The sequence below is a fragment of the Helcobacillus massiliensis genome (genome assembly GCF_033106145.1).
GTDB classification, from domain to species: domain Bacteria; phylum Actinomycetota; class Actinomycetes; order Actinomycetales; family Dermabacteraceae; genus Helcobacillus; species Helcobacillus massiliensis.
This window is the reverse complement of record NZ_CP136959.1, coordinates 462,807-484,751: the sequence shown is the minus strand read 5'-3', so window position 1 is coordinate 484,751 and position 21,945 is coordinate 462,807. Positions and strand designations below refer to the sequence as shown.

The window sequence follows — 21,945 nt, the reverse complement described above, 5'->3', positions numbered from 1 at the left end:
CTCAACGCGAGGAAAGAACCGTATTCATGCAGACCCACAAGTACGACGTGGTGATAGTCGGCGCCGGCGGCGCCGGCATGCGCGCTGCGCTGGAGTCCTCCACGCGCGCCCGCACCGCTGTGCTGACCAAGCTGTACCCCACCCGCTCCCACACGGGCGCGGCCCAGGGCGGCATGTGCGCCGCCCTGGCGAACGTCGAAGAGGACAACTGGGAGTGGCACACCTACGACACGGTCAAGGGCGGCGACTACCTGGTGGACCAGGACGCCGCTGAGGTGATGGCGAAGGAGGCGATCGACGCCGTCCTCGACCTCGAGAAGATGGGCCTCCCGTTCAACCGCACCCCGGAGGGCCGCATCGACCAGCGCCGCTTCGGCGGCCACACCCGCGAGCACGGTGAGGCGCCGGTGCGCCGCTCCTGCTACGCAGCGGACCGCACGGGCCACATGATCCTGCAGACCCTCTACCAGAACTGCGTCAAGCAGGAGGTCTCGTTCTACAACGAGTTCTACGTTCTGGACGTGCTGCTGTCCGGCGACCCCCGCACCGACGAGGACGTCCGCGCCGCCGGCGTGGTGGCGTACGAGCTCGCCACCGGCGAGATCCACGTGTTCCAGGCGAAGTCCGTCGTCTTCGCCTCCGGCGGCTTCGGCAAGATGTTCAAGACCACCTCCAACGCCCACACCCTCACCGGTGACGGCCCCGCGATGGTGCTGCGGCGCGGCCTGCCGCTGGAGGACATGGAGTTCTTCCAGTTCCACCCGACCGGCCTCGCCGGCCTCGGCATCCTGCTGTCCGAAGCCGCCCGCGGCGAGGGCGGCATCCTGCGCAACAGCGAGAACGAGCGCTTCATGGAGCGCTACGCCCCCACGCTGAAGGACCTCGCCCCGCGTGACGTGGTGGCCCGCGCCATGGCGAACGAGGTGCGCGAGGGCCGCGGCTGCGGCCCGAACCGCGACTACGTGCTGCTGGACCTCACCCACCTGGAGCCCGCGCACATCGACGCGAAGCTGCCGGACATCACCGAGTTCGCCCGCACCTACCTGAACGTGGAGCCGTACACGGAGCCGATCCCCGTGTTCCCCACCGCCCACTACGCGATGGGCGGCATCCCCACCAACATCCGCGGTGAGGTGCTGCGCAACGAGAAGGACGTGGTGCCGGGCCTGTACGCCGCCGGCGAGGTGGCGTGCGTGTCCGTGCACGGGGCGAACCGACTCGGCACGAACTCGCTGCTGGACATCAACGTGTTCGGCCGCCGCGCCGGCATCTACGCCGCCGAGCACGCCCACGAGGTGGACTTCGCGGAGGTCGCCGAGAACGCTGAGGCGCCGACCGTCCAGCTGCTCGAGGAGCTGAAGAACCGCCCGGCGAACCCGGACCGCATCGCGGCGATCCGCCGCGACCTCCAGGAGGTCATGGACGCCCACGTGCAGGTGTACCGCACCGACGAGACCTGCCGTCACGCGCTCGCCGAGATCAAGAAGCTCAAGGAGCGCTACGCCGCCGTGTCCGTGGACGACAAGGGCACCCGCTACAACCTCGACCTGCTCGAGGGTGTGGAGCTCGGCTTCCTGCTCGACCTCGCCGAGGTCGTCGCCCTGGGCGCCCTGGAGCGCAAGGAGTCCCGCGGTGGTCACTTCCGTGAGGACTACCAGAAGCGCGATGACGTCAACTTCCTGCACCACACCATGGCCTACCGCACCGCGGACGGCACCGGTGAGGAGGGCACCGACATCCGCCTGGGCAAGAAGGACGTCGTCATCACCCGTTACGAGCCGAAGGAGCGCACGTTCTGATGTCTTCCGCTGCTGCTGACACCACCGCATCCGGCGCGCCCGAGGGCCGTCAGGAGAAGCCGCGCATGAGCGGCGACCAGGAGATCCCCACCTTCCAGGTCACCCTGAAGATCGCCCGCTTCGACCCGGACACTGAACGCGGCCACTACTGGGACGAGCACACCGTCACCATGTACGGCACGGACCGCATCCTCGATGCGCTGCACAAGATCAAGTGGGAGATCGACGGCTCGCTCACGTTCCGCCGCTCCTGCGCGCACGGCGTGTGCGGCTCCGATGCGATGCGCATCAACGGCCGCAACCGCCTGGCCTGCAAGACCCTGCTGAAGGACCTGAACCTCAACAAGCCCATCACGGTGGAGCCGATCAAGGGCCTGCCGGTGGAGAAGGACCTGATCGTGGACATGGAGCCGTTCTTCGACTCCTACCGCGAAGTCATGCCCTTCCTGGTGGCGCAGGGGCAGGAGCCGTCCCGCGAGCGCCTGCAGTCCGCTGAGGAGCGCGAACGGTTCGACGACACCACCAAGTGCATCCTGTGCGCCGCGTGCACCTCGTCCTGCCCCGTGTTCTGGACCGACGGCCAGTACTTCGGTCCCGCTGCGATTGTGAACGCGCACCGCTTCATCTTCGACTCCCGCGATGACGCCGGTGAGCAGCGCCTGGAGATCCTCAACGACCGCGAAGGCGTGTGGCGCTGCCGCACCACTTTCAACTGCACCGAGGCCTGCCCCCGCGGCATCCAGGTGACCAAGGCGATCGCCGAGGTCAAGCAGGCGATGATCAACGGCCGCATCTGACGGCCGCGCCCCGGCCGGACCATCCTGCCGGATCACACGACAGCAGCGCCCGCCCACCACTCCCCCATGGAGCATGTGGGCGGGCGCTGCTGCGTCTGCGGGTGGGCTGGACCTGAGCCCGCCATGGATCCGGTCCGCCCTGCCCTCCGCGGCCGGGCCGCGGCCGTCAGGACAGCAGCGTCTCGCCGATGAACCCGTCGGCCGCGCACCCCGGCGGGATCGCGAACACGGCCGACCCGATCGGCGTGGTCCACGTGTTCAGCAGGTCCCCCTCGGCGAGGCGCTGCTGAATAGGCAGGAACTGCTCGAGCACATCCGCCTGGTACGACGCGAACAGCAGTCCCGTGTTCGATCCGGACTCCGCCCCCGGCAGGGGCGCATCGTCGTAGTTGTAGGGGCGGCGCAGGATCCGCTCCCGCGCGCTGCGTGACGTGGCACGGCGCATGTGGGAGAAGTCGTCGATGACGGGCATCCCGGTCGCTGTCTTCGCGTGGTAGTCCGGGGCGTCATGCTCCTTTGTGCCCGTCAGGGGTGCGCCGGTGTCGAGGCGGCGCCCGATGGAGAATTCGCGACTGGGTCGGTCCACCTCATCCCACGTCTCCATGTTCATGGCAATGCGGCGCAGCACGAGCGACGTGCCGCCGTTCATCCACGAGCCGTCCTTCACCCAGATCAGGTCATCGAACGCATCCTCATCGGGATGCGGGTTCACCGTGCCGTCCACCTGCCCGAACAGGTTGCGCTGCGTGCGGCCGTCGTCGTGCGCGCCGCGGGCGCTGCGGAAACCGCGCTGGACCCAGGCGAGGTCGGCGAACGGCCGCACAGACTTCAGCATGGCCCGCTGCGCATGCGACAGCGCGACGGGGTCGTCGGAGGCGACGAGGATCAGCAGGTCCCCGCCGGAGAACTCGTCCTGCAGCTGGTCGATCTCGAACGCGGGCAGCGGCTTCAACCAGGCGGGGGCGGCGCCGCCGGCGCGCTCCACGAACCCCGGACCGAAGCCGACCGTGATCGTGAGGGCCGACGGGTCCGCCGCCAGCTCGGGCTCCACATCCGTCAGCGGGGCCCGGCCGTCGGTGAGGCGGGATGCGTCGTCGGTGACGATGCGCATCATCCGGGCGAGCGCGTCCCGGTCCGTGTCCTTCTTCAGGGTGAACGCGATGAACGCGGCGTGGGCGGCGGGGGCTTCCGTGATGCCGGCCTGGTGGGTGCCGTAGAAGGCGGTCCTCTCCTCCCCGAACGGGGCGGGGCTCTCCTGCTGGGCGGACTCGGCTCCGCGGTTCCTGGTGAGGAGACCGGAGGCGGTGGATGCGCCGAGCGCGCCGCCGACTGTCAGGCCCGCTGCAGTGAGTGCGCCGCCGGTCAGCAGTCGCCGTCGCGAGGTCCCCGACTGCGCGGGGGCCGGCTCAGCCGAGTTCGGCTCAGCGGGGCTGGCCTGGTCAGTGGCCGCCATCGGATGCACCCCCGTGGCCGGGCGCGTAGTCCTCCTGTGCTCCGGCGAAGTCGCGGATCTGTGCGGTCAGTTCGAGGGTGCTCCCATCGGCGAGCTCCAGGTCGATCGCGACCTCGTCACCGGGCTTCAGCGGGCCGGTCAGGTCCATCAGCATGATGTGGTCGCCGCCGGGCTCCAGAGTGAGGGAGGCGCCCGGTTCGATGGTGAACCCGCCTTCCTTCTCCTTCATCGTCATCCCGCCCTTGGCGTTGCCTTCGGTGCCGTGCAGCTGCACCATGTGCGCCGCCTCGGAGGAGCCGCCCGTGATGGTGATGGCCTTCGGCCCGTTGTTGGTGATCTCGGCGAACACGCCGGTCATGCCGTCGTCGGCGGCCTTGCCCCAGGCGTCGTGCACGGTGAGATCCGCGCTGGTGGCCGTGGCGCCCTTGTCGGTACCGCCCTGGTCGGAGCCGCCGCCGTCGGAGACGACCGCGGGGGTGCTGGAGGTGTCCGAGCCGGCGCTTCCGGAGGCTCCGTCGGCACCGCTGGAGCAGGCGACGAGGGCGGCGAGGGCAGCGGTGGCGACGCCGGCGGCAGCGGCGCGGCGGGACAGGGCAAGACGACGAGAGCGCATGCGCATCAGAGCGGGTTCCTTCGCAGATCGGGACGGCCGCGCGGCAGTACGGGGCCGGGCGCACGCCACCCTATCCGTCCCGAATCCCGGCCGGGAGGACCAAGGTCCCCACCCTGGAGACAGCGGAGCGGCCGACGGATCCGTGCGTTCACACGGTCCCGTCGGCCGCTGTCGATGCCGAGGTGGCTGCCCTCCGGGCGCCGCCGGGTGGGCAGTCGGGGCTTCCTCAGTCCGTTCGATAGTCGACGACCAGTGGTGCGTGGTCGCTCCACCGCGTGTCGTACGAGGGGGCGCGGTCCACGCGGCAGTCCACCGCGCGGCCCGCGAGGTCCCGGGAGGCGATCTGGTAGTCGATGCGCCAGCCGGCGTCGTTGTCGAACGCCTTTCCCCGGTTGGACCACCAGGTGTACGGCCCGGGGACATCGCCCGCGTGCGTGCGGCCGATGTCCACCCAGTCGAGCTGGTCGAACATCCTGTCGTAGTAGGCCCTCTCCGTGGGGAGGAAGCCCGCCTTCTTCAGGTTGCCCTTCCAGTTCTTGATGTCGCGCTCGGTGTGCGCCACGTTCAGGTCGCCGGTGAGCAGGACGTGGTTGCCCGCCTCCCGCAGCAGCCCGATGCGCTCCACCATGGCGTCCATGAAGCCGTACTTGTCGCTCATCTTCTGTTCGTCCTCGGCGTTGCCGGTGTGGACGTACGCGGAGATGATGGTCAGAACCGCATCGTCGTTGAACGGGGAGGTGATGTCCGCCTCCACCCACCGGCCGGCCGTGGCGTAGTACTCCACGCCGATGCCGAGGCGAGTGTCCAGGAACGGGTGGCGGGAGCAGATCGCCACACCGGCGCGGCCCTTGGCGGCCGCTTCCGCGTGGACGACGTTCCAGCCCTCACCGATCAGCGGGGCGACGAGCTCGTCAGGAGCCCGCACCTCCTGCAGGGTGATCACGTCCGGTGCGGCCTGCTCGATCCAGTCGTGCATGCCTTTGCGCACCGCGGCGCGGATCCCGTTGACGTTGACGGTTGCGACGGTGAAGGTCACTTGTCAGCGGCCTTCTTCTTCTCCCATGCGCGCTCAGCGGACTCCACCACGTTCGCCATGAGCAGGGCGCGGGTCATCGGGCCCACACCGCCCGGGTTCGGGGAGTACCAGGAGGCCTTCTCCTCGCAGCCCGGGGCGAAGTCGCCCTGGATCTTGGACTTGCCGGTCTCCGGGTCCTTCGTGCGGGACACGCCCACATCCAGGAGGACAGCGCCCTCCTTGATGTGCTCCGGCTTGATCAGGTGCGGTGCGCCGGCGGCGCCCACGACCACGTCGGCCTGCTTGATGAGCTCCGGCAGGTTCTTCGTGCCGGTGTGGCAGAGGGTCACGGTGGCGTTGAACTCGCGGCGGGTCAGCAGGGAGCCGATCGGGCGGCCCACGGTGACGCCGCGGCCGACCACGACCACGTGCTTGCCGTTGAAGTCGATGCCGTGGCGCTGAGCGAGCTCGATCGCTGCGCGCGGGGTGCAGGGCAGCGGGGTATTGATCGGATTGTTGACGTTCAGCACGAGGCGGCCCAGGTTGATGGGGTGCAGGCCGTCGGCGTCCTTCTGCGGGTCGATGTACTCGAGCACGGCGTCGGTGTCGATGTGCTTCGGCAGCGGCAGCTGGACGATGTAGCCGGTGCAGGACTCGTCGCTGTTGAGCTCATCGAGGACCTTGAAGAGGTCCTCCTGCGAGATGTCCTCCGGGAGGTCCTTGCGGATCGAGTTGATCCCGATCTCCTCGGAGTCGCGGTGCTTGCCCGCAACGTAGATCTCGGAGGCGGGGTCCGCGCCCACCAGAACGGTGGCGAGGCCGGGCTTCACGGCGCCCTCGGAGATGATCTTCTCCACGCGCTCCTTGAGCTCCTGCTTCATGGTCTTGGCCGTGGTGCGGCCGTCGAGGACCTGTGCGGTCATGTGCGTCTTCTCCTTCTGTCGGAAGAGCTGGGGTATCAGTACTGCTCGAGGCCGGCGTACAGCGGCTTGGAGTCGGCGAGGGCGCGGGTGCGCGCACGCAGCTTCTCCAGGTCCGCGTCGCCCTTGAGGGCCTCGGCGATGACATCGGCGACCTCGGTGAACTCCTCGGCGCCGAAGCCGCGGGTGGCGAGGGCGGGGGTGCCCACGCGCAGACCCGAGGTGACCCGCGGCGGGCGCGGATCGTTGGGCACGGAGTTGCGGTTCACGGTGATGCCGACCTCGTGGAGGATGTCCTCCGCCTGCTGGCCGTCGATCTTCGAGTTGACGAGGTCGACCAGCACGAGGTGGACGTCAGTGCCGCCGGAGAGGAGCTTGATGCCGGCATCCGCGGCGTCCTTCTCCATGAGGCGATCAGCGATGATCTGGGCGCCCTCGAGGGTGCGCTGCTGGCGCTCCTTGAACTCCGCGGACTGGGCGACCTTGAACGCCACGGCCTTGGCGGCGATGACGTGCATGAGCGGGCCGCCCTGCTGGCCCGGGAACACGGCTGAGTCGACCTTGCGGGCGAGTTCCGCCTTCGACATGATCAGTCCGGAGCGGGGGCCCGCCAGGGTCTTGTGGACCGTGGAGGACACGACGTCGGCGTAGTCGATGGGGCTGGGGTGCAGGCCCGCGGCCACGAGACCGGCGAAGTGAGCCATGTCGACCCAGAGCTTCGCGCCGACCTCGTCGGCGATGGAGCGGAAGGCATCGAACTCGAGCTGGCGCGGGTAGGCCGACCAGCCGGCCACGATGACCTGCGGGCGGGTCTCCAGCGCGAGCTTGCGGACCTTGTCCATGTCGATGCGGCCGGTGTCCGGCTCCGTCTCGTAGGCGACGACGTTGTAGAGCTTGCCGGAGAAGTTGATCTTCATGCCGTGGGTCAGGTGACCGCCATGGGCGAGCGACAGACCCATCATGGTGTCGCCGGCTTCGGCGAGTGCGTGCATCACGGCAGCGTTCGCGGAGGCGCCGGAGTGCGGCTGCACGTTGGCGTGCTCAGCACCGAACAGCTGCTTGACGCGCTCAATGGCGAGGTTCTCTGCGACGTCCACGTACTCGCAGCCGCCGTAGTAGCGCTTGCCGGGGTAGCCCTCGGCGTACTTGTTGGTGAGGACGGAGCCCTGCGCCTGCAGGACTGCGCGCGGAACGAAGTTCTCACTGGCGATCATTTCGAGCATGTCGCGCTGGCGACCGAGCTCCTGATCGAGGACCTTCGCGATGTCGGGATCGAGCTCAGAGATCGAGCTGTTCATCAGGTTCATTTCTTCTCCTTCACGGACGGACACATCCTCGGCCGAGCAGCGGTGAGGAAGGAGTACGGGAGCGGGGGCCACTGCACGCCCGCCCAGGGTTCTTCTTACCAGGTCAGTCTGACGCTTTCGCCCAGATCCCTAGAGATCCAGGCCGAGTCTCACGGGTTCGGGCTCCAGCGCGATCCCGAAGTGATCCTGCACACGCCGCTGGACTTCGCGGGCGAGCAGACGGATGTCCTCGCTGGACGCCCCGCCGCGGTTGGTGAGCGCCAGCGAATGCTTCGTGGAGACCGATGCGCGCACCTCGCCATCGGCCTGGAGGGTGAAGCCGCGGTCGATGCCGGCGTGACTGATCAGCCACGCGGCACTGCTCTTGATGCGGCCGTCTCCGGCGGGGAACTGCGGGGCGCCGTCGGGCAGCGCGGCCGCCTGTTCAGCGGTGAGGATCGGGTTGGTGAAGAAGCTGCCGGCGCTCCAGGTGTCGTGGTCGGCTTCGTCCAGGACCATGCCCTTGCTGCCGCGGATCTCGAGAACTGCGTCACGCACCTGGGCCGACGGGGCCCGCTCCCCCACCTCGACGCCGAGTCGGCTGGCGAGCTCCGGGTAGCGGATCGGTGCGGACAGGTCGCTCTTCTCCTGGTGGAAGGTGACGCTCAGCACCACCCAGCGGTTGGTGGCCGAAGGCGTCCCGCCCGTGTACGGGGTCGCCTTCAGCACGGACATGCGATAGCCGAAGGCGAGCTCGGGGGGCGTCAGCACCCGTCGGGCGCCGTCGTGGCGGTCCCACACCTCGACCTCGGCGATGGTGGCGGAGACGTCCTGGCCGTAGGCGCCGACGTTCTGGATGGGGGTGGCACCGACGGAGCCGGGGATGCCGGAGAGCGCTTCCGTGCCGGAGGCGCCGTGCTCGATGGCGTGGCGGACCGCGTCGTCCCACACGGTGCCGGCGGCGTGAGTGATGACGAGGCCGTCGATGTCACCGCGGTCCTCGGTGGTGATGATGATGGGCCGCACCTGGGCCGGCTCGGCCGGCGGCAGGGTGCGCACGACGGTTCCGCGGAAGGGGGCGTCGGAGGCGACGAGGTTGGAGCCGCCGCCGAGGACGAGCAGGGGCTGCCCGGCCTCATCGGCGGTGCGGACCGCGTCGATGATCTCCTCGGGAGTGCGGGCGTCGATGACCTCGTCGATCTCGCCCCCGATGCGCAGGGTGGTGAGGTCGCTCAGCCTCATGCAGCGTCCCCCATCGAGGCGCCGGACGAGTCGGCGGGGTTCGTCTCGCCGATGCGGACGACGGCGCGGGACTTGCCGAGCACGCGGGCGCCGCCGCTGGTGACGGTGAGGTCGATGCGGGCTTCCTGCTTCGCCTCGTCCACGGCGCCGATCACGGCGACGACCTCGACGTCGACGGAGCCGAGAGCGGGCACGGGCACGGGCTTGGTGAAGCGTGCTTCGGCGCGGAGGATGCGGCCCGGGTCGCCTGCCCAGTCGGAGACGGGGGCGAGGACGGAGCCCATGGTGAGCATCCCGTGGGCGATCACGGATTCGAGGCCGACGCTGCGCGCGAACTCGTCGTTGTAGTGGATCGGGTTGAAGTCACCGGAGGCGGCGGCGTAGCGCACGAGGCTGTCACGAGTGAGTGTGATGGTGGCGCTGGCGACCTGGGTGCCCTTGTGGTTCGCGGTGATGCCGGCGGGGGTGGGGACGGTGGCGGTCATGTCAGTTCTCCTCTCCGCGCACCACGAGGGAGGAGCGGACGCTGGCGGCGTGGGCTCCGTCGGCGTCGGTGAAGTCGACACGGGTGCTGATCATGGCGTGGGGGCCGACGGACTTCACGGACTCCACGGTGAGCTGGGGTGTGAGGACGTCGCCGGCGACGATGGGGCGGGCGAGGTCGAAGGACTCATCGGAGTGGACGACGCGGGAGAAGTCGACGCCGGCGTCGGGGTCGTTGATGTAGGCGGCCTCGGCCTGCTGGGCGAGGGACACGAGGAACGTGGGGGTGGCCACGATGTCGCGGTAGCCGGCGGCGCGGGCGGCGTCGGTGCGGTGGTGCAGTTCGTTGGCGGCGCCGGTGGCGGTGGCGAAGGCGCGGATCGCGTCAGCGGTGACGGCGGCGGCGTCGCCGGGCGGGTACTGCCTGCCCGCGTAGTCGGGGTTGGGCTGAGTCACGTGAGCCTCCTTGTGCGTACGGTGCCGCCGAGGATTCTAGTCCGCTGGCCTGGGCGGCGAGTTCCGGCCGAGCGGACGGAGGCGGTGCGTCGGCTGCGGGGCCGACGGGTGCCGCGCGTGGTTCGGGCAGAGAAAAAGCCACCCGTAGCGCCGGGTGGCTTTTTTCTATGGTCTCGCAGACCGAAGATCAGCGGGTCTCGCGGTGAGCCGTGCTGCGGCCGCAGGTCGAGCAGAACTTCTGGAGCTCGAGGCGGTCCGGGGTGTTGCGACGGTTCTTCTTGGTGATGTAGTTGCGGTTCTTGCATTCTACGCACGCCAAGGTGATCTTCGGACGCACGTCAGAGCTCTTGCTCGCCACGATTGCCTCTTTTCGTCATGCGCACTCGCATACGCTGTTTCGATGTGCCTCCGAGCCGGAGACAAGTCAACACTCCAGCATCGGACTGGAAGTGGTACCGAGGGCGGGGCTCGAACCCGCGACCTCACGATTATGAGTCGTGCGCTCTGACCAGCTGAGCTACCCCGGCTTGATCGGGAAAGCGGCCCGGCAACCACGTGGGATGCCGGGCCGAATCCTTCTCAGAGCCCCGAACGGGAATCGAACCCGTGACCTTCTCCTTACCATGGAGACGCTCTACCTTCTGAGCTATCAGGGCAACCTGCGAAACTTTATCAAGCTTGCTCGTGAGAGACAAACCGAAGAAGTCTCCGGTGCACGAGATCACATCTGCGGGATGTGGACTCTCCTGCGTGGCGGGTGAGGGATTCGAACCCCCGAAGGCGATGCCAGCTGATTTACAGTCAGCCCCGTTTGGCCACTCCGGAAACCCGCCGGAGGTCCGATCCGGCGATCACTCACCCGATCTGACTCGAACAATACTAGCGACAGTTCACCGGGGGTTTCCAATCCCGCCAGGCGGAATGTGACCTGATCCGCTCACGGAGTGCGCCTGCGCTGGTAGCCGCTGACTGGGGCGGTCAGCAGCAGTTCGTGGGCCGACCGCCCCAGTCCAGCGGCGACTGTGCTCAAGCAGCGGAGGGCAGCGCTGTGCGGTTGGTGCCGCCGGCGGAGATCATCGCGCCGAAGAGTGCGCGGGAGGCCTCTACCTGCCCGGACATCTGCTCTTCGAGTGCACGTTGGGCACGGCTGATGAGCTCCAAGACGTTCTCGATCCGTCTGCTGAGCTCCTTCCAGATCACGCGGGCCTCGTCGCAGTCATCGCCCCACCAGGGCAGAGCGAGGATGAGCGGGTTGCAGGTGTTGTGGGACCCGCTGATCTTCTGGATGCAGTCCGCGACGATCTCCAGCGCCTTCTTCACAGAGGCGGGATCGAGGCCGATGTAGTCGTTCATGGTGTTCTCCTTCGATTGGTGGCGGGTCTCCGGCTCAGGCGGCGGATGCGGTGAGCTGCTGGTCGGCCTCGGTGACGAGGTGCTGGCCGAGGGTGCGCAGCTCTTCGACGAGCGTGAGCTCCTCGGAGAGCGGGACGCAGTACGTGGTGATGAAGTGTTCGCGGTCCTCACCGATCCACTCGATCGCCTCCATCGCGTCGATAGCGGATTCCAGGGCCTGACCGATGCTCTGTGCGGCATCGGTGAGGCTCTGGCCGCTGTTCTTGACGGCGGCGGGGCTCATTCCTTTGAAGGTGGATTCAGTCATGGCTGTGTCCTTTCGCGCCGGGTTCACTCCCGGCTGTGTCGTGTGGGCTGCTTCCGGGCCGTGTCGGTGCCGGTCTGCCCGTTCCGGATTGTGTGGGTGATGGTGCGCCTGCTCCAGGCGTGGGGGCGGGGGCTGCAGACCCCCGCTGCTCTGGTGGTTCTCGGCAGGGTGAGAGTCGACGCTTCACTGCGGGCTCACCCCTACGGATCCGGGTCCACTGGGTGCGCCGACGCGGCGGATGCGGCCGGTGCTCGGAGCGGGGACGAACCCGTCGGGTCCGGCGGAGGCGGCTTCCTGTTCGGCGGCGTGGTGGTCGAGCGATTCGCCGATGCCGAGGACGTTGGAGGACAGCAGGCGCAGCTGCGTGTCGATGTGCCTGTCCCAGCGCTCAATGACGGTGTCGCGGTCGGGACCGCGCCAGTCGAGGTCGATGAGCAGGTGGCGGAGCGCGTCGGTATAGCCGTCGAGCTTCTGCCCGTAGTCGGTGATCTGCTGCGCGGCTCGCCGCGCCTCAGTGGGGTTCATGCCGAGAAATGTCATGGGGTCTCCTCCCGAACGATGGTGGCGGTTGCGGCCAGGACGGGCACGGGCCCGCGCGGGCTGAAGTGGTAGCCGCGGCCCGGTCCGGGGGCATCCGGGTAGCGCAGTCGGTGGCTGCCGAACAGGGTGGAGCCGGATGGGTCGGCGGTCTCGAGCAGAAGTCCGGTTCCGTCGGCGGTGAAGACGCGGGTGAGCTGCCTGCTCGGGGCCGCTGCTGTGGTGTCGAGGTCGCCGACGAGGTGGAAGCCGTATCCGGTCGCGGTGCGCAGAACGTCAGCGATGTGGTGGTGCTCGTCCTCATGGGCGAGGTCGCGCAGCCCGGTGACGGCGATGAGGCCGCGCACGTCCGGTTCGGCTGCCCCATCGGCGCAGGGCTCCTCCCCCGGGGCCGCGGCGAGGTGGTCGGCGAGGTCGCCGGTGAGGGCGAGGAGGTCGGCCAGACCGATGGCGACCTCGTCTGCGAGGTCGCGCAGCTGTGGGTGCAGCGGTGCGCGTTCGGCGTGGGCGAGGACGATCGGCGCCGACGGGTGCATCCGGCGGAACTCCGAGCAGTGGGCGATCAGGGCGGTGGTGCGGCCGCTCCCCTGGGCACCGGCGATGAGCATGGTGGCGGAGGGCACCGCCACCAGCGGCTCCACGCTGTCGGCGCGCAGGCCCACTCGTAGCTGCTTCTCCGTGAGCGGCAGGTCGTCGAGGCCGACGGATTCCGGCAGCGTCGGGATGCCGGAGGGCCTCTGCCCGGATGCCCCGGTGGCGGGTTCAGTGGTGGTGGTGCCCAGGTCCGGCGCGGGCGGCTGAGCGATCTGCGCTTCGGTGCCGTTGATGAGGGCCCGCCCTGCCGGTGAGTCCGCAGTGAGGACACCGGGGCGCTCACCGGCGATGCGGTAGTCGTCGTCCGTCGACAGGCGCAGCACGATGCGGTGCTGGGCGGATCGGGCGATGGCGGCGGGCAGGGCCTGCGGGTGCTCTGCGGTGACGGCGAGGGTCAGGCGGAGGCGCCGCGCGTCCCGCAGGAGCGCCAGCAGTGTGTCCTGCCAGTGCGTGTGTCCAGCGGAGGCGAGGGCGTCACGCAGGCCTCCCGCGTCGATGAGGATGAGTGTGTCGGTCGGAACCTGCGGGGCCGCAGTGAGGTCGGCGAACCGGGCCATGAGGCGGTTCATGCGGGGCAGGTCCGCGAGCGCAATGACGTCAGCGGTCTCCGGGAGGTCGTGCAGGGCGGCGAGGCCGCCGCTGGGGCCGTCGATGCCCCAGATGGTCAGGGGCCGGCTGGTTCGGCGGGCCGCCTCCGCGGTGGTGTGCGCGAGGGTGAGCAGCGCGCTGGTGCGGCCGCTTCCGGGCGCCCCCACGATGGTGATGGCGGTGTCCTGACCGGGCGTCACGCTCATGACGGTCTGCAGCTGTCGATGCGGGAAGTCCAGCAGCGCGAATGCACCGGCGGCGGTACCCCTGCGTTCACTGAGGCGGTCGAGGCTGATGCTCTCGGGCAGGTCATCGAGCCAGGGGCGGCGCGGTGCAGGGCAGCCGGTGGCGTCGGCGAGTCGCTGCAGCCCGGTGACGATGCGCTGAGAATCCGTCGGCTGGCCCTCCGCTCCCCCGTTGCTCGAGCTGGGCGTGAGCTGTCCGGTGCTGCCGGCGGAGACGGTGGCAGCCTCCCTGGCTGCGCCGCTGGGCTCGGCGACGGGGCGGATGGTGATCCTGCTGCGCTGCTGCTCCGTGGTGCGGCCGCCGACGAACGCGCCCTGCAGGTGGGTGAGCTGTCCGGGGCCGCGGGAGATGACAGCGCGGCCGGGCCGGTCCGCGGGGAAGTCGACGGCGTCGCGGACACCGACGATGTCCGCGGAGTCCGTTGCGTCGGTCTGCCGAAGCGCGATCCGCAGCGGGGTGTTCGTGCGCAGGCTTCCGGTGATGATGCCGGAGGGGCGCTGCGTGGCGAGGATCAGGTGGAGGCCGAGGGAGCGGCCCCGCGCGGCGATGTCGACCACGCCGTCGATGAAGTGCGGAACATCGGCCGCGAGCGCAGCGAACTCGTCGATGACGATCACGAGGCTCGGCGGGCACTCCGGGTCCTGCCTGTCCTCCAGGGTGCGCAGGTCCTTCGCTCCCTTCTGGTGGAGGATCTCTTCGCGGCGGCGCACCTCAGCGCGCAGGGATGCGAGGGCGCGGTCCACGAGGTGGTCGGTGAGATCGGTGACGAGGCCGACGCAGTGCGGCAGGTGGACGCAGTCAGCGAACGCACTGCCGCCCTTGTAGTCGACGAACAGGAACGTGATGCGCTCGGGTGAGGCGTGCGCCGCCATGGACAGCACCCAGCTCTGCAGGAATTCGGACTTTCCGCTGCCGGTGGTGCCGCCGACGAGGGCGTGGGGGCCGTCGGCCCGCAGGTCCACGGTGCAGGGCGCGGTCCCGGTGTGTCCGAGGACGGCTGTGAGAGTGCCGCTGCGGCGGCTCCAGTTCTCGGCGGCACGGCGGAGGAAGGTGCGCAGGCTGCCGCCGTCGACCTCCAGCAGCGACCAGGAGTGGGGCATGGTGGTGGAGTCGGGGGTGCTGGCGCTGGCGTCGGCGAGCGGCGCGAGGTGGCGGGCGAGGCGGCGCTGCGCCGAGTCGCTGAGGGTGTCCAGGACGTGGGCGCGGCTGCGGGTGATGCTCCCGGTGGAGCCGGGCTCACCGGCTTCCTCGTGGTCGACCCGGGCGCTGTCGGCGGCGATGTGGGCGCGGGTGCGGCAGGCCGCCGGGACCTCTCCGCTGCTGCGCGCGATCCAGATGACGTGGATTCCAGCGGCGGGTCCGCCATCGAGCAGTGCGCTCAGGTCGGTGCGGCTGACCAGCGCGGGTTCGACCAGGGCGACGACGATCCGCGGGAACGGGACCGTGGCGTCAGCGCCGGCCTCGGCATCGGGTGCCTGCAGGCGGGTGTGCAGTTCGGTCAGCAGCACGGCGATGAGGTCACGGGCGGCGGCGCTGCCGCGTGCGATGTGGGTGGTGTGCAGGGGGCTGAACGGGCTGCTCGTGTGGGGCAGGTGGTGCAGCCAGTCGGGGATGTCGTCATCGACTGCGGCGATGGCGGTGAGCGTGAGGTCGGCTGGTGAATGGAGGGCAGCGAGCTGCAGCAGGGCGGACGCGAGGACCGGCGCGGTGTGCGTCCCCTCCCCGATCAGTGCAGCGGGTGTCCGGCCGGTGAGCGGGATGGTGATGGGGGCGTCCGTGATGTCGGCGAGGCCGTCGGCGGCGCGGGCGAGCTGCCGGCGCAGCTCGGGTTCGTCAGCGCCGCCGGATGTAACGGTTGTGGCGGAGGTGCAGCTGCCCGTGCCGATGCGGACGGTGCCGAACGTCGCATCGACGCGGCGGCGGCCGAACACAGCCGGGCCGAGCCGGCCGACCTCGTCGTCGAGGTCACGGATGTGAGGGTGGTGCGCGGCGAGGAGCTCTCGTTCGCGGGCGTGGTCCAGGTCGAGCGTGGCGCGCAGTGCGTCGATGTCGCTGTCGAAGTCGTGCCAGGCATCGCCGCGCTGCAGGCGGTGGTTGCGGCGGGAGTTGACGTACCCGGCGGTGGCGAACGCCGGCATGAACAGGATGAACATGAGGCTGAACGGGCTGCGGGTCAGGGCGAACAGGCCGGCGCCGAGGAACAGCGGCATGATCAGCATCATGATCGGGAAGGTCTGCCGAGTGGGGCGGCCGGGCGGTTTCGGCAGGGTGTGCCTCTCCCCGGTGACGGGTTCGAGCAGGGCGGGTGCTGGGTCCACGGGGATGGCGGCGGCGTCGGTGGCGTCCCCGCTCGTGCTGGGGGTGCGGCGCAGCCGCAGCGTGGTCTGCCCGATATGGATGATGTCCCCGTGCAGGATCGGGGCGTCGGTGATGACGCGACCGTTGATGCGCACCAGGGAGCTTTCGGTGGCGGCGCGGATGCGGTCGCCGTCGGCGCTGATGCTGAGGTGGGCGTGGACCTCGTCCAGCGTCGTGTCGCCGAGGCTCAGAATCCCCGTGCGGCTGCTGGTGCCGATGGTGTGCTCGCCGGTGGTCAGCGGCAGGTGGAGCCCTTCGGCGGGGCCGGTGAGAGCGGACAGGTAGGCGGCCGGTGCCGCGTGAGGTCCGGAGCGCTCGAGCGTCGGACGGCTGCTCGAGGCGGGGTCGGCGCCGGCGGCACGGAGGCGAACGGTCGTGCCGGAGAAGATGCCGGAGTGCAGCAGCCGCAGCTGCGGGTTGATGCGCTGCCCGCCAACGCTGATGGTGAGCGGACCCGACCCGTCCGCGGCATCCGCGTTCGGACGGGGCCCTTCGGCCGGGATCGCGGCGGCGGTCGATCCGGTGTTCTCGGCCCAGGTGTCGAGCGCGTCCGCGAGGTCGCCGACGGTGGCGGTGCCGTCGGCGGTGACAGCGAGTGCGGTGGTGTCCGCGTTGGTTTCGAGTGTGAGTCGCAGCCGCATGTCTCCCCCTCAGGACACTGCGTTCTCACTCCTTACGGAGCGCCGGCTGTCGGCCGGTGCACTCGATTATTCGGCGGCGCGCCTCGCTTCGTCCGCCTCCTGCACGGCTTTGTGGAGAAGGGGAAGGTCAGACTGATCCACAACGCGGGACATAACGGCGTACTCCACGAGCCGGGCGCGCCTGTTGGAGGCGAGACGGCCGGGGCCGCCGCGCAGACCGCGCACACCCATGCGGTCGAGCTTGTCGCACACGTTGTCGAGCTTGCGGTTGAACTTAGTGCGGGTCCAGCCGAGGCGATCGGCGGCGTCAGCGGACGACGGGATCGAGGAGATCGATTCGCCGTCGCGCATCAGCATCGGCTCGGCCAGCACCAGGATCAGCAGCTTCTGCGAATCGGTGAGGACGACCTGGCCGATGGTCTTGGGACCGTCGTCGTCGAGTTCGCGCGGAATGGTGGCGAACTCCGGGGATGTCGTATGGATGGAGAACTCGTAGGTGGTGGGGCCGGCGGTGAACACGACCTTCGTCTGATCGAATACGAGCGGCAGGCGGGCCCCGGGTGACAGCACGGCCTGCATGGTGCCGGAGTTGTCGGTGATGGAGGCGCTGAGCCGGTCACCGACGTTCAGCAGCCACCACAGTCCGTCGATGCTGCTGATGGCGAGGAACCGCCGGTGCAGGAACGGGTTGCGTTCGTCGATGATGAGATCGGCTTCGCGTCCGATCGTGAGGGAACCGTTGTCTGCGACGTCAGTCCACTCATCGCAGAACTCCACTGATACCTGTGCCATGGCACAACTTTATGGCATCCGCCACGAAACTACGCATTACGCCATAATCCGCTGGGAGAAGACCGACTCTTCCCGCCCCTCCCACCATGCTGCTCGGCGGGCCGCATCATCGAGCTCGTCGGCGAGCATCCCCAGGTCAGAGGGCCGATCCGCGACGGACGGTGCCGTCGCCCGCTCCAGCGCCGTGACGAGCGCCGCATCGGACGTCCACGACGTGTCGGCGCCTTCGTCCAGGACGGCGAGGACCGTGCTGGCGAGGGCGTAGACATCGGAGCGGGGCTCTCCCCCGCTGGCCTGTCCGACTTCGGGCGCCTGGTGCTCGAGGGCGGCCTCGGCGATCCAGTGGACACCGGGGGCGCGGTGCGCGCTCAGGTGGATCCGGCCGCTGGGAGTGGTGGTGAGCGCCTGCGGACAGAGCGCCAGGTGGAGGTGTCCGGCGGCGTGGAAGCGATGGAGCGCAGCGGCGATGTCAGCTGCGGCGCGCAGCAGGTGGGCCGGGTCCACGACCGATGGGCCCAGGACCTCGCCGTTGTCGTCGGTAACGAGGTAGAGGTGGCGGCCGCGCCGACTGTCCACGAGGCCGCCGGCGCGCACGGGGGTGATGCCGGGCAGATCGGAGAGTCGGGCGAGGGCGTCGATCCGCTGCTGGGCGCGGGCGGGGCTGACGCCGGCGACGAGGGCCGGGTCCGTCCAGGTGCGGACGGTGACGGGTCGGCGGTCCTCCACTGATCGGTAGGCGCTGGCGGTGGCGCCGCTGGCCGGGCACTGCTGGGGTGTGTGCGGTCGCGGGGTGAAGCCCTCGATGGGCAGGTGGCGACGGCGTCGGATCATCGGTGATCTCCTCCGTGTCGGGCCTCGGCGCTCCTCGTTGATGCGCGGGCGGTGGCTGCGACGATCCGGTTGGGACGCTGCGGCGGCCCGCCGGTGGTGCGGCCCGGCGCGTCTGGGTGCGCTGCCGTGCTGTCCGGTCCGGTGCGGCGAGCGGCACTTCGGGCGGTCAGCCTGCTGCGGGTTCCGCTCTCCGGGGGCGTCGGGGTCGTGCGTGCATCTGCACGCGTCGTCGCCCCTGAGGCCCGGGTGGTGGACGGCGGGTCGAGCTGGGCCTGGATGGCGCGGTCGGCGTCGGCACTGCGGCTGCCGCTGGGCAGGTTCCGGACGTGGGTGAAGGCTGTGACTCCGGTGATTCCGCTGTCCAGGAGGGTGCGGGCCGGCTGCGGGTCGCCAAGGTGGACGCTGATGGCGGCGATGTCGTCTCGGGTGATGCTGGCCGGCGGGCGTGCACCGGGCTCGGGCTGGTGCCCGTCGGCTTCGGTGAGGTCGATCTGGCTGCCGCTGACGAGGATGGCGCGGATTGTGGTGGTGCCGCGCAGCAGGATGTGGAGGCGTTCGCCGTCGTCGTCGAAGGCGAGGAGGGGTTCGTCTCCGGCTGCGGCGGCGAGGTTGGTGAAGGCGTCCGGGGCGCTGAGTGCGCGGCGGAGGCCTGCTGCATCGCTGTGGCTGGTGCCGGGCGGCAGCAGGAGTCCTCGGCCGCCGGTGCGGATGAGCAGGGCGGCGCCGTGTGCGCACCAGGTTCCGTTGTGATCCGGCATTGTTTCCCCCCTCTGCCGGTTCGTCCCGGTCAGACGCTGCCGGCGTCGAACAGGGAGTAGCGGTTGATCTCTTCAGCGGCGTCGTCGGCGACTGCTTCGAGGGCGACGACGGTGGCGTTGTCGCGGCCGCCGGCTTCGACGGCTTTGGTGACGAGGGAGGGGGCGACGTCGCGGATGTCGTCGGCTTCACGGAGGCAGTATTCGATGACGGCGTCGTCGAGTTCGCCGTTGATGCCGTCGGAGCAGATGACGAAGCGGTCACCGAGCATGGCCGGCAGGCGCCAGAAGTCCGGGCTGGAGTTGGGGCCGGGGCCGAGGGCGCGCGTCACCATGTTGCGGTAGGGGTGGACGCGGGCTTCCTCTTCGGTGATTTCGCCGCGGTCGACGAGTTCCTGCACGACGGAGTGGTCGATGCTGATCTGTTCGAATTCGTCGTTGGAGAGGCGGTAGATGCGGGAATCGCCGAGGTTCATGACGACCCAGGTGGCCTGGTCGTGGTCGAACGAGGTGCCGACGAGGGCCACGGTGGTGCCGGCGGAGCGCGCGGCGGTGGAGTCGTCGAGTCGGGTGATCCGCTCGTAGGCGACGATGAGGTTCTCGGCGAGGGTCTCGGGGGTGATGTCGTGCTGCCCGGCGAGGTCGCTGAACTGGTCGACGACGATGGCGCTGGCGATCTCTCCGGCGTTGTGGCCGCCCATGCCGTCGGCGACGAGGTAGATCGGATGGGCGGCGAGGTAGGAGTCCTCGTTCATGCTGCGCACGCGCCCGACGTGTGTGGCCGCTGCTGACCGGACCCGGATGGGCTCGGTCAGCAGCGTGCCGTACTGGGAGTCATCCCTCACGCGTTCTTCTCCACGGTCACGTCCCGGTCACCGAGCTGGAGGGTCCAGCCGTCGGGCAGGATGGTCGGCTGGTTGGCGGGGACCGGGTAGACGGTGCCGTCGACGTCGGTGACGGAGGTTCCGTTGGTGGAGCCGAGGTCGGTGACGACGATGCCGTGCTGGTTGTTCTCGATCAGCGCGTGGGTCTTGGACATGGAGCGGGACTCGTCCTGCACGGCGATGACGCTTTCGCCACCGGATGCCTGCGGGTTGCGGCCCACGAGGGTGCGCGGGGCGAGGGTGTGCTCTTCGCCGTTGTCGAAGCGGAGGCGGATTCGGGCCATGAGCTCCGTGGCATCGTCGTCGGAGCTGGTGGCCTGCTGCGCGGCCGGTGCGGCGACGAGGCGGGTGGCGTCGTCGTCTTCGTCCTGCTGGGCGGTGTCGGCGTGGCCGACGACGACGCTGTCGCCTGCTGCTTCGGTGCTCTGGTCGAGGCGCTGGCCGACGGAGTCATCGCTGACGGCAGCGGCGTCCTCGGTGGTGTTCTCATCTTCGGGCGAAGCCGTGAGGGCGGAGTCGTCGCTGGAGACGGAGACGCCGACACCTGCTGCCGCGGAGTCCTGTTCTGCCTGTGCGCTGCTCTGCTCCTCCGCGCCGTCGGTGAGCTCCTCACTCTGGTGCTCAGCGTTGAGAGCGGGGGCTGCCTGCTCCTGGGCGGGCGCATCTGCCGGTGCTTCACCGAAGGTGCCGGAAGCGGTGGCGTCGGCGGGCTCTGCGGACAGCGCATCGGAGTCGTCGGAGACGCTCACGCCGTGACCGGCGGCGACTGCGGCGCTGTCGTCATGAGCGGCGTCAATGTGGCTCTCGCCTGTGGTGGAGGCTCCCTGGCCGTGGTCCTGTTCACCGAAGGCGGGGGCAGCGGACTGGTCGCCGGAGGCCGGGGCTTCGGACTGGTCACCGTAGGCCGGGGCAGCGGACTGGTCACCGTAGGCCGGAGCTGCGGAGCCCTGGCCGACGGCCGGCGCGGCTCCGACGGCGAAGGAGCCGCCGGCGGCAGGGGCGCTGAACTGCTGCGCCTGTTGGTCCTGGGCGCCCCACTGGGGTGCCTGCTGATCCTGGGCGCCCCACTGGGATGCCTGCTGATCCTGGGCACCCCACTGGGGTGCCTGCTGCGCGCTGGGCTCACCGTACTGCGGAGCCTGACCGGCGGAGGGCTGACCGAAGGACGCCTGCTGGTCGTAACCGCCCTGCTGGTCGTAACCGCCCTGCGGGACGGGGTTGTTGGCGCTCGCCTGACCGAAGGCCGGGGCGGACTGCTGGAATCCTTCTGCGCTGTTCTGCCCGAACTGGTTGGGGGCCTGGCCGAAGCCAGCGGAGTGCTGGTCGTAGCTGCCGGCGCCAGCGGCCTGGTTCGAGTTCGAGGCGCGCTTGTCGATGGTGAGCTTTCCGGTCGCCTGCTTGATGGTGCGGATGCCGACGGCTCCCATGCCGGGGCTGGTTCCCTTTGCCGCCCGCAGGCCGATGACGGCGAGCAGGAGGATGAGGAAGATGACGACCGCGGCGACCCAGAGGATGAAGTAGAGGGCGCCGGGCTTGGATGCGTTGGAGAGCATGTAGCCGATTTCGGCAATGGCGACGAGGATGATCGGCAGGGCGCTGATGAAGATGACGTCGATCAGCCAGGATCCGACCTTCTTGCCGCCGGATGCGGGGGTTTCGGAGGACAGGGGTCCGCTGTTGGCGCTCGCTGTCGGTCCGTATGGCGTGTTGGTCATTGCGATTCCTCTGTCGATTGAAGTCGTGGGCTGACAGTCTGGTGGCCTGCCGGTGCTCAGCGGCGCGGTGCGGACCGGCCGTGCTTGCTGATCATCCTAGTTCCTTGTGCCGTGGGAGGGCCCGTGAGACCGGCTGGTTCCCTGCCCCGCCTGACACTACCGAAATCGGGATTGACTTGCGCGGATAGTTCGCCCCGTGTGGATAACGATCCGGTATGGACTGCCCCTGGTCTCCCGGTGCGGCCTGCTTCGCCCAGCTCCTCGCTCGCGTTGTCAGGCT

General features: G+C 69.6%; 20 protein-coding genes and 3 tRNA genes. 2 read left to right on the top strand and 21 right to left on the bottom strand.

Annotated elements, in window-relative coordinates; all coding sequences use genetic code 11:
• Positions 1 to 26 precede the first annotated feature (26 nt).
• Together sdhA and R3I40_RS02310 are read left to right on the top strand one after the other, a co-directional pair.
• On the top strand, positions 27 to 1,799 hold the full coding sequence (gene sdhA, locus R3I40_RS02315; RefSeq protein WP_183373595.1) for a succinate dehydrogenase flavoprotein subunit: 1,773 nt from the start codon (positions 27 to 29) through the stop codon (positions 1,797 to 1,799).
• 65 nt (positions 1,800 to 1,864) lie between these two features.
• Positions 1,865 to 2,596, top strand: a complete 732-nt coding sequence (locus tag R3I40_RS02310; RefSeq protein ID WP_285262378.1) for a succinate dehydrogenase iron-sulfur subunit — start codon at positions 1,865 to 1,867, stop codon at positions 2,594 to 2,596.
• A 166-nt stretch (positions 2,597 to 2,762) separates the two neighbouring features.
• On the opposite strand, the gene R3I40_RS02305 is transcribed toward R3I40_RS02310, so the two are convergent.
• From R3I40_RS02305 to R3I40_RS02205, 21 genes are all read right to left on the bottom strand, one after another.
• A complete protein-coding gene (locus R3I40_RS02305; RefSeq protein WP_285262365.1) occupies positions 2,763 to 4,049 on the bottom strand; it encodes a Dyp-type peroxidase in 1,287 nt (428 codons plus the stop codon).
• Positions 4,036 to 4,668: a copper chaperone PCu(A)C gene (locus R3I40_RS02300; protein WP_221187071.1), complete on the bottom strand. Its 633-nt coding sequence runs from the start codon at positions 4,666 to 4,668 to the stop codon at positions 4,036 to 4,038. Before R3I40_RS02300 ends, R3I40_RS02305 begins: the two co-directional genes overlap by 14 nt.
• 220 nt (positions 4,669 to 4,888) lie before the next feature.
• Positions 4,889 to 5,698 (bottom strand): exodeoxyribonuclease III, encoded by an 810-nt coding sequence (locus tag R3I40_RS02295; protein ID WP_183373593.1) that lies wholly within the window; start codon positions 5,696 to 5,698, stop codon positions 4,889 to 4,891.
• Positions 5,695 to 6,600, bottom strand: coding sequence for a bifunctional methylenetetrahydrofolate dehydrogenase/methenyltetrahydrofolate cyclohydrolase (locus R3I40_RS02290; RefSeq protein WP_183373592.1), 906 nt, complete (start codon positions 6,598 to 6,600; stop codon positions 5,695 to 5,697). Before R3I40_RS02290 ends, R3I40_RS02295 begins: the two co-directional genes overlap by 4 nt.
• Before the next feature lie 35 nt (positions 6,601 to 6,635).
• Entirely contained in the window at positions 6,636 to 7,904 is a 1,269-nt protein-coding gene (gene glyA, locus R3I40_RS02285; RefSeq protein WP_281368059.1) for a serine hydroxymethyltransferase, read from the bottom strand.
• A gap of 129 nt (positions 7,905 to 8,033) precedes the next feature.
• Entirely contained in the window at positions 8,034 to 9,125 is a 1,092-nt protein-coding gene (locus tag R3I40_RS02280) for a UDP-N-acetylmuramate dehydrogenase (RefSeq protein WP_285262364.1), read from the bottom strand.
• The gene (locus tag R3I40_RS02275; protein ID WP_183373590.1) at positions 9,122 to 9,610 is read right to left on the bottom strand and encodes a MaoC/PaaZ C-terminal domain-containing protein; all 489 of its coding nucleotides are present in this window, start codon (positions 9,608 to 9,610) and stop codon (positions 9,122 to 9,124) included. Before R3I40_RS02275 ends, R3I40_RS02280 begins: the two co-directional genes overlap by 4 nt.
• Before the next feature lies 1 nt (position 9,611).
• The gene (locus R3I40_RS02270) at positions 9,612 to 10,064 is read right to left on the bottom strand and encodes an FAS1-like dehydratase domain-containing protein (RefSeq protein ID WP_285262363.1); all 453 of its coding nucleotides are present in this window, start codon (positions 10,062 to 10,064) and stop codon (positions 9,612 to 9,614) included.
• A gap of 187 nt (positions 10,065 to 10,251) precedes the next feature.
• Complete coding sequence (rpmG, locus tag R3I40_RS02265; protein ID WP_183373588.1) at positions 10,252 to 10,422, bottom strand: 50S ribosomal protein L33; 171 nt, start codon at positions 10,420 to 10,422, stop codon at positions 10,252 to 10,254.
• A 92-nt stretch (positions 10,423 to 10,514) separates the two neighbouring features.
• Positions 10,515 to 10,591 (bottom strand) — tRNA-Met (locus R3I40_RS02260).
• 56 nt (positions 10,592 to 10,647) lie between these two features.
• A tRNA-Thr gene (locus R3I40_RS02255) sits at positions 10,648 to 10,720 on the bottom strand.
• Between the two features lie 95 nt (positions 10,721 to 10,815).
• Positions 10,816 to 10,897, bottom strand: a tRNA-Tyr gene (locus R3I40_RS02250).
• Between the two features lie 193 nt (positions 10,898 to 11,090).
• The gene (locus R3I40_RS02245) at positions 11,091 to 11,417 is read right to left on the bottom strand and encodes a hypothetical protein (protein WP_183373587.1); all 327 of its coding nucleotides are present in this window, start codon (positions 11,415 to 11,417) and stop codon (positions 11,091 to 11,093) included.
• 34 nt (positions 11,418 to 11,451) lie between these two features.
• Complete coding sequence (locus R3I40_RS02240; protein ID WP_239376005.1) at positions 11,452 to 11,724, bottom strand: hypothetical protein; 273 nt, start codon at positions 11,722 to 11,724, stop codon at positions 11,452 to 11,454.
• A 183-nt stretch (positions 11,725 to 11,907) separates the two neighbouring features.
• On the bottom strand, positions 11,908 to 12,264 hold the full coding sequence (locus tag R3I40_RS02235; protein ID WP_183373585.1) for a WXG100 family type VII secretion target: 357 nt from the start codon (positions 12,262 to 12,264) through the stop codon (positions 11,908 to 11,910).
• Positions 12,261 to 16,688, bottom strand: coding sequence for a type VII secretion EssC family protein (locus tag R3I40_RS02230; protein WP_285262362.1), 4,428 nt, complete (start codon positions 16,686 to 16,688; stop codon positions 12,261 to 12,263). Before R3I40_RS02230 ends, R3I40_RS02235 begins: the two co-directional genes overlap by 4 nt.
• A gap of 66 nt (positions 16,689 to 16,754) precedes the next feature.
• Entirely contained in the window at positions 16,755 to 17,480 is a 726-nt protein-coding gene (locus tag R3I40_RS02225) for an FHA domain-containing protein (RefSeq protein WP_285262361.1), read from the bottom strand.
• Between the two features lie 36 nt (positions 17,481 to 17,516).
• Entirely contained in the window at positions 17,517 to 18,311 is a 795-nt protein-coding gene (locus R3I40_RS02220; protein ID WP_285262360.1) for a hypothetical protein, read from the bottom strand.
• Positions 18,308 to 19,069, bottom strand: a complete 762-nt coding sequence (locus tag R3I40_RS02215) for a hypothetical protein (RefSeq protein WP_285262359.1) — start codon at positions 19,067 to 19,069, stop codon at positions 18,308 to 18,310. The genes R3I40_RS02220 and R3I40_RS02215 overlap by 4 nt, the downstream gene beginning before the upstream one ends.
• 29 nt (positions 19,070 to 19,098) lie before the next feature.
• Complete coding sequence (locus R3I40_RS02210; protein WP_239375998.1) at positions 19,099 to 19,911, bottom strand: PP2C family protein-serine/threonine phosphatase; 813 nt, start codon at positions 19,909 to 19,911, stop codon at positions 19,099 to 19,101.
• On the bottom strand, positions 19,908 to 21,665 hold the full coding sequence (locus tag R3I40_RS02205; protein WP_285262358.1) for an FHA domain-containing protein: 1,758 nt from the start codon (positions 21,663 to 21,665) through the stop codon (positions 19,908 to 19,910). The genes R3I40_RS02210 and R3I40_RS02205 overlap by 4 nt, the downstream gene beginning before the upstream one ends.
• Between the last annotated feature and the right edge of the window lie 280 nt (positions 21,666 to 21,945).

Excerpts from the sequence above, each read along its gene's own strand:
- R3I40_RS02275 (WP_183373590.1), bottom strand. The coding sequence starts at position 9,610 with ATGACCGCCACCGTCCCCACCCCCGCCGGCATCACCGCGAACCACAAG.
- R3I40_RS02230 (WP_285262362.1), bottom strand. The coding sequence starts at position 16,688 with ATGCGGCTGCGACTCACACTCGAAACCAACGCGGACACCACCGCACTC.
- R3I40_RS02245 (WP_183373587.1), bottom strand. The coding sequence starts at position 11,417 with ATGAACGACTACATCGGCCTCGATCCCGCCTCTGTGAAGAAGGCGCTG.
- R3I40_RS02215 (WP_285262359.1), bottom strand. The coding sequence starts at position 19,069 with ATGCCGGATCACAACGGAACCTGGTGCGCACACGGCGCCGCCCTGCTC.
- R3I40_RS02220 (WP_285262360.1), bottom strand. The coding sequence starts at position 18,311 with ATGATCCGACGCCGTCGCCACCTGCCCATCGAGGGCTTCACCCCGCGA.
- R3I40_RS02300 (WP_221187071.1), bottom strand. The coding sequence starts at position 4,668 with ATGCGCATGCGCTCTCGTCGTCTTGCCCTGTCCCGCCGCGCCGCTGCC.
- R3I40_RS02225 (WP_285262361.1), bottom strand. The coding sequence starts at position 17,480 with ATGGCACAGGTATCAGTGGAGTTCTGCGATGAGTGGACTGACGTCGCA.
- glyA (WP_281368059.1), bottom strand. The coding sequence starts at position 7,904 with ATGAACCTGATGAACAGCTCGATCTCTGAGCTCGATCCCGACATCGCG.
- R3I40_RS02290 (WP_183373592.1), bottom strand. The coding sequence starts at position 6,600 with ATGACCGCACAGGTCCTCGACGGCCGCACCACGGCCAAGACCATGAAG.
- R3I40_RS02305 (WP_285262365.1), bottom strand. The coding sequence starts at position 4,049 with ATGGCGGCCACTGACCAGGCCAGCCCCGCTGAGCCGAACTCGGCTGAG.
- R3I40_RS02235 (WP_183373585.1), bottom strand. The coding sequence starts at position 12,264 with ATGACATTTCTCGGCATGAACCCCACTGAGGCGCGGCGAGCCGCGCAG.
- R3I40_RS02205 (WP_285262358.1), bottom strand. The coding sequence starts at position 21,665 with ATGACCAACACGCCATACGGACCGACAGCGAGCGCCAACAGCGGACCC.
- sdhA (WP_183373595.1), top strand. The coding sequence starts at position 27 with ATGCAGACCCACAAGTACGACGTGGTGATAGTCGGCGCCGGCGGCGCC.
- R3I40_RS02240 (WP_239376005.1), bottom strand. The coding sequence starts at position 11,724 with ATGACTGAATCCACCTTCAAAGGAATGAGCCCCGCCGCCGTCAAGAAC.
- R3I40_RS02280 (WP_285262364.1), bottom strand. The coding sequence starts at position 9,125 with ATGAGGCTGAGCGACCTCACCACCCTGCGCATCGGGGGCGAGATCGAC.
- R3I40_RS02310 (WP_285262378.1), top strand. The coding sequence starts at position 1,865 with ATGAGCGGCGACCAGGAGATCCCCACCTTCCAGGTCACCCTGAAGATC.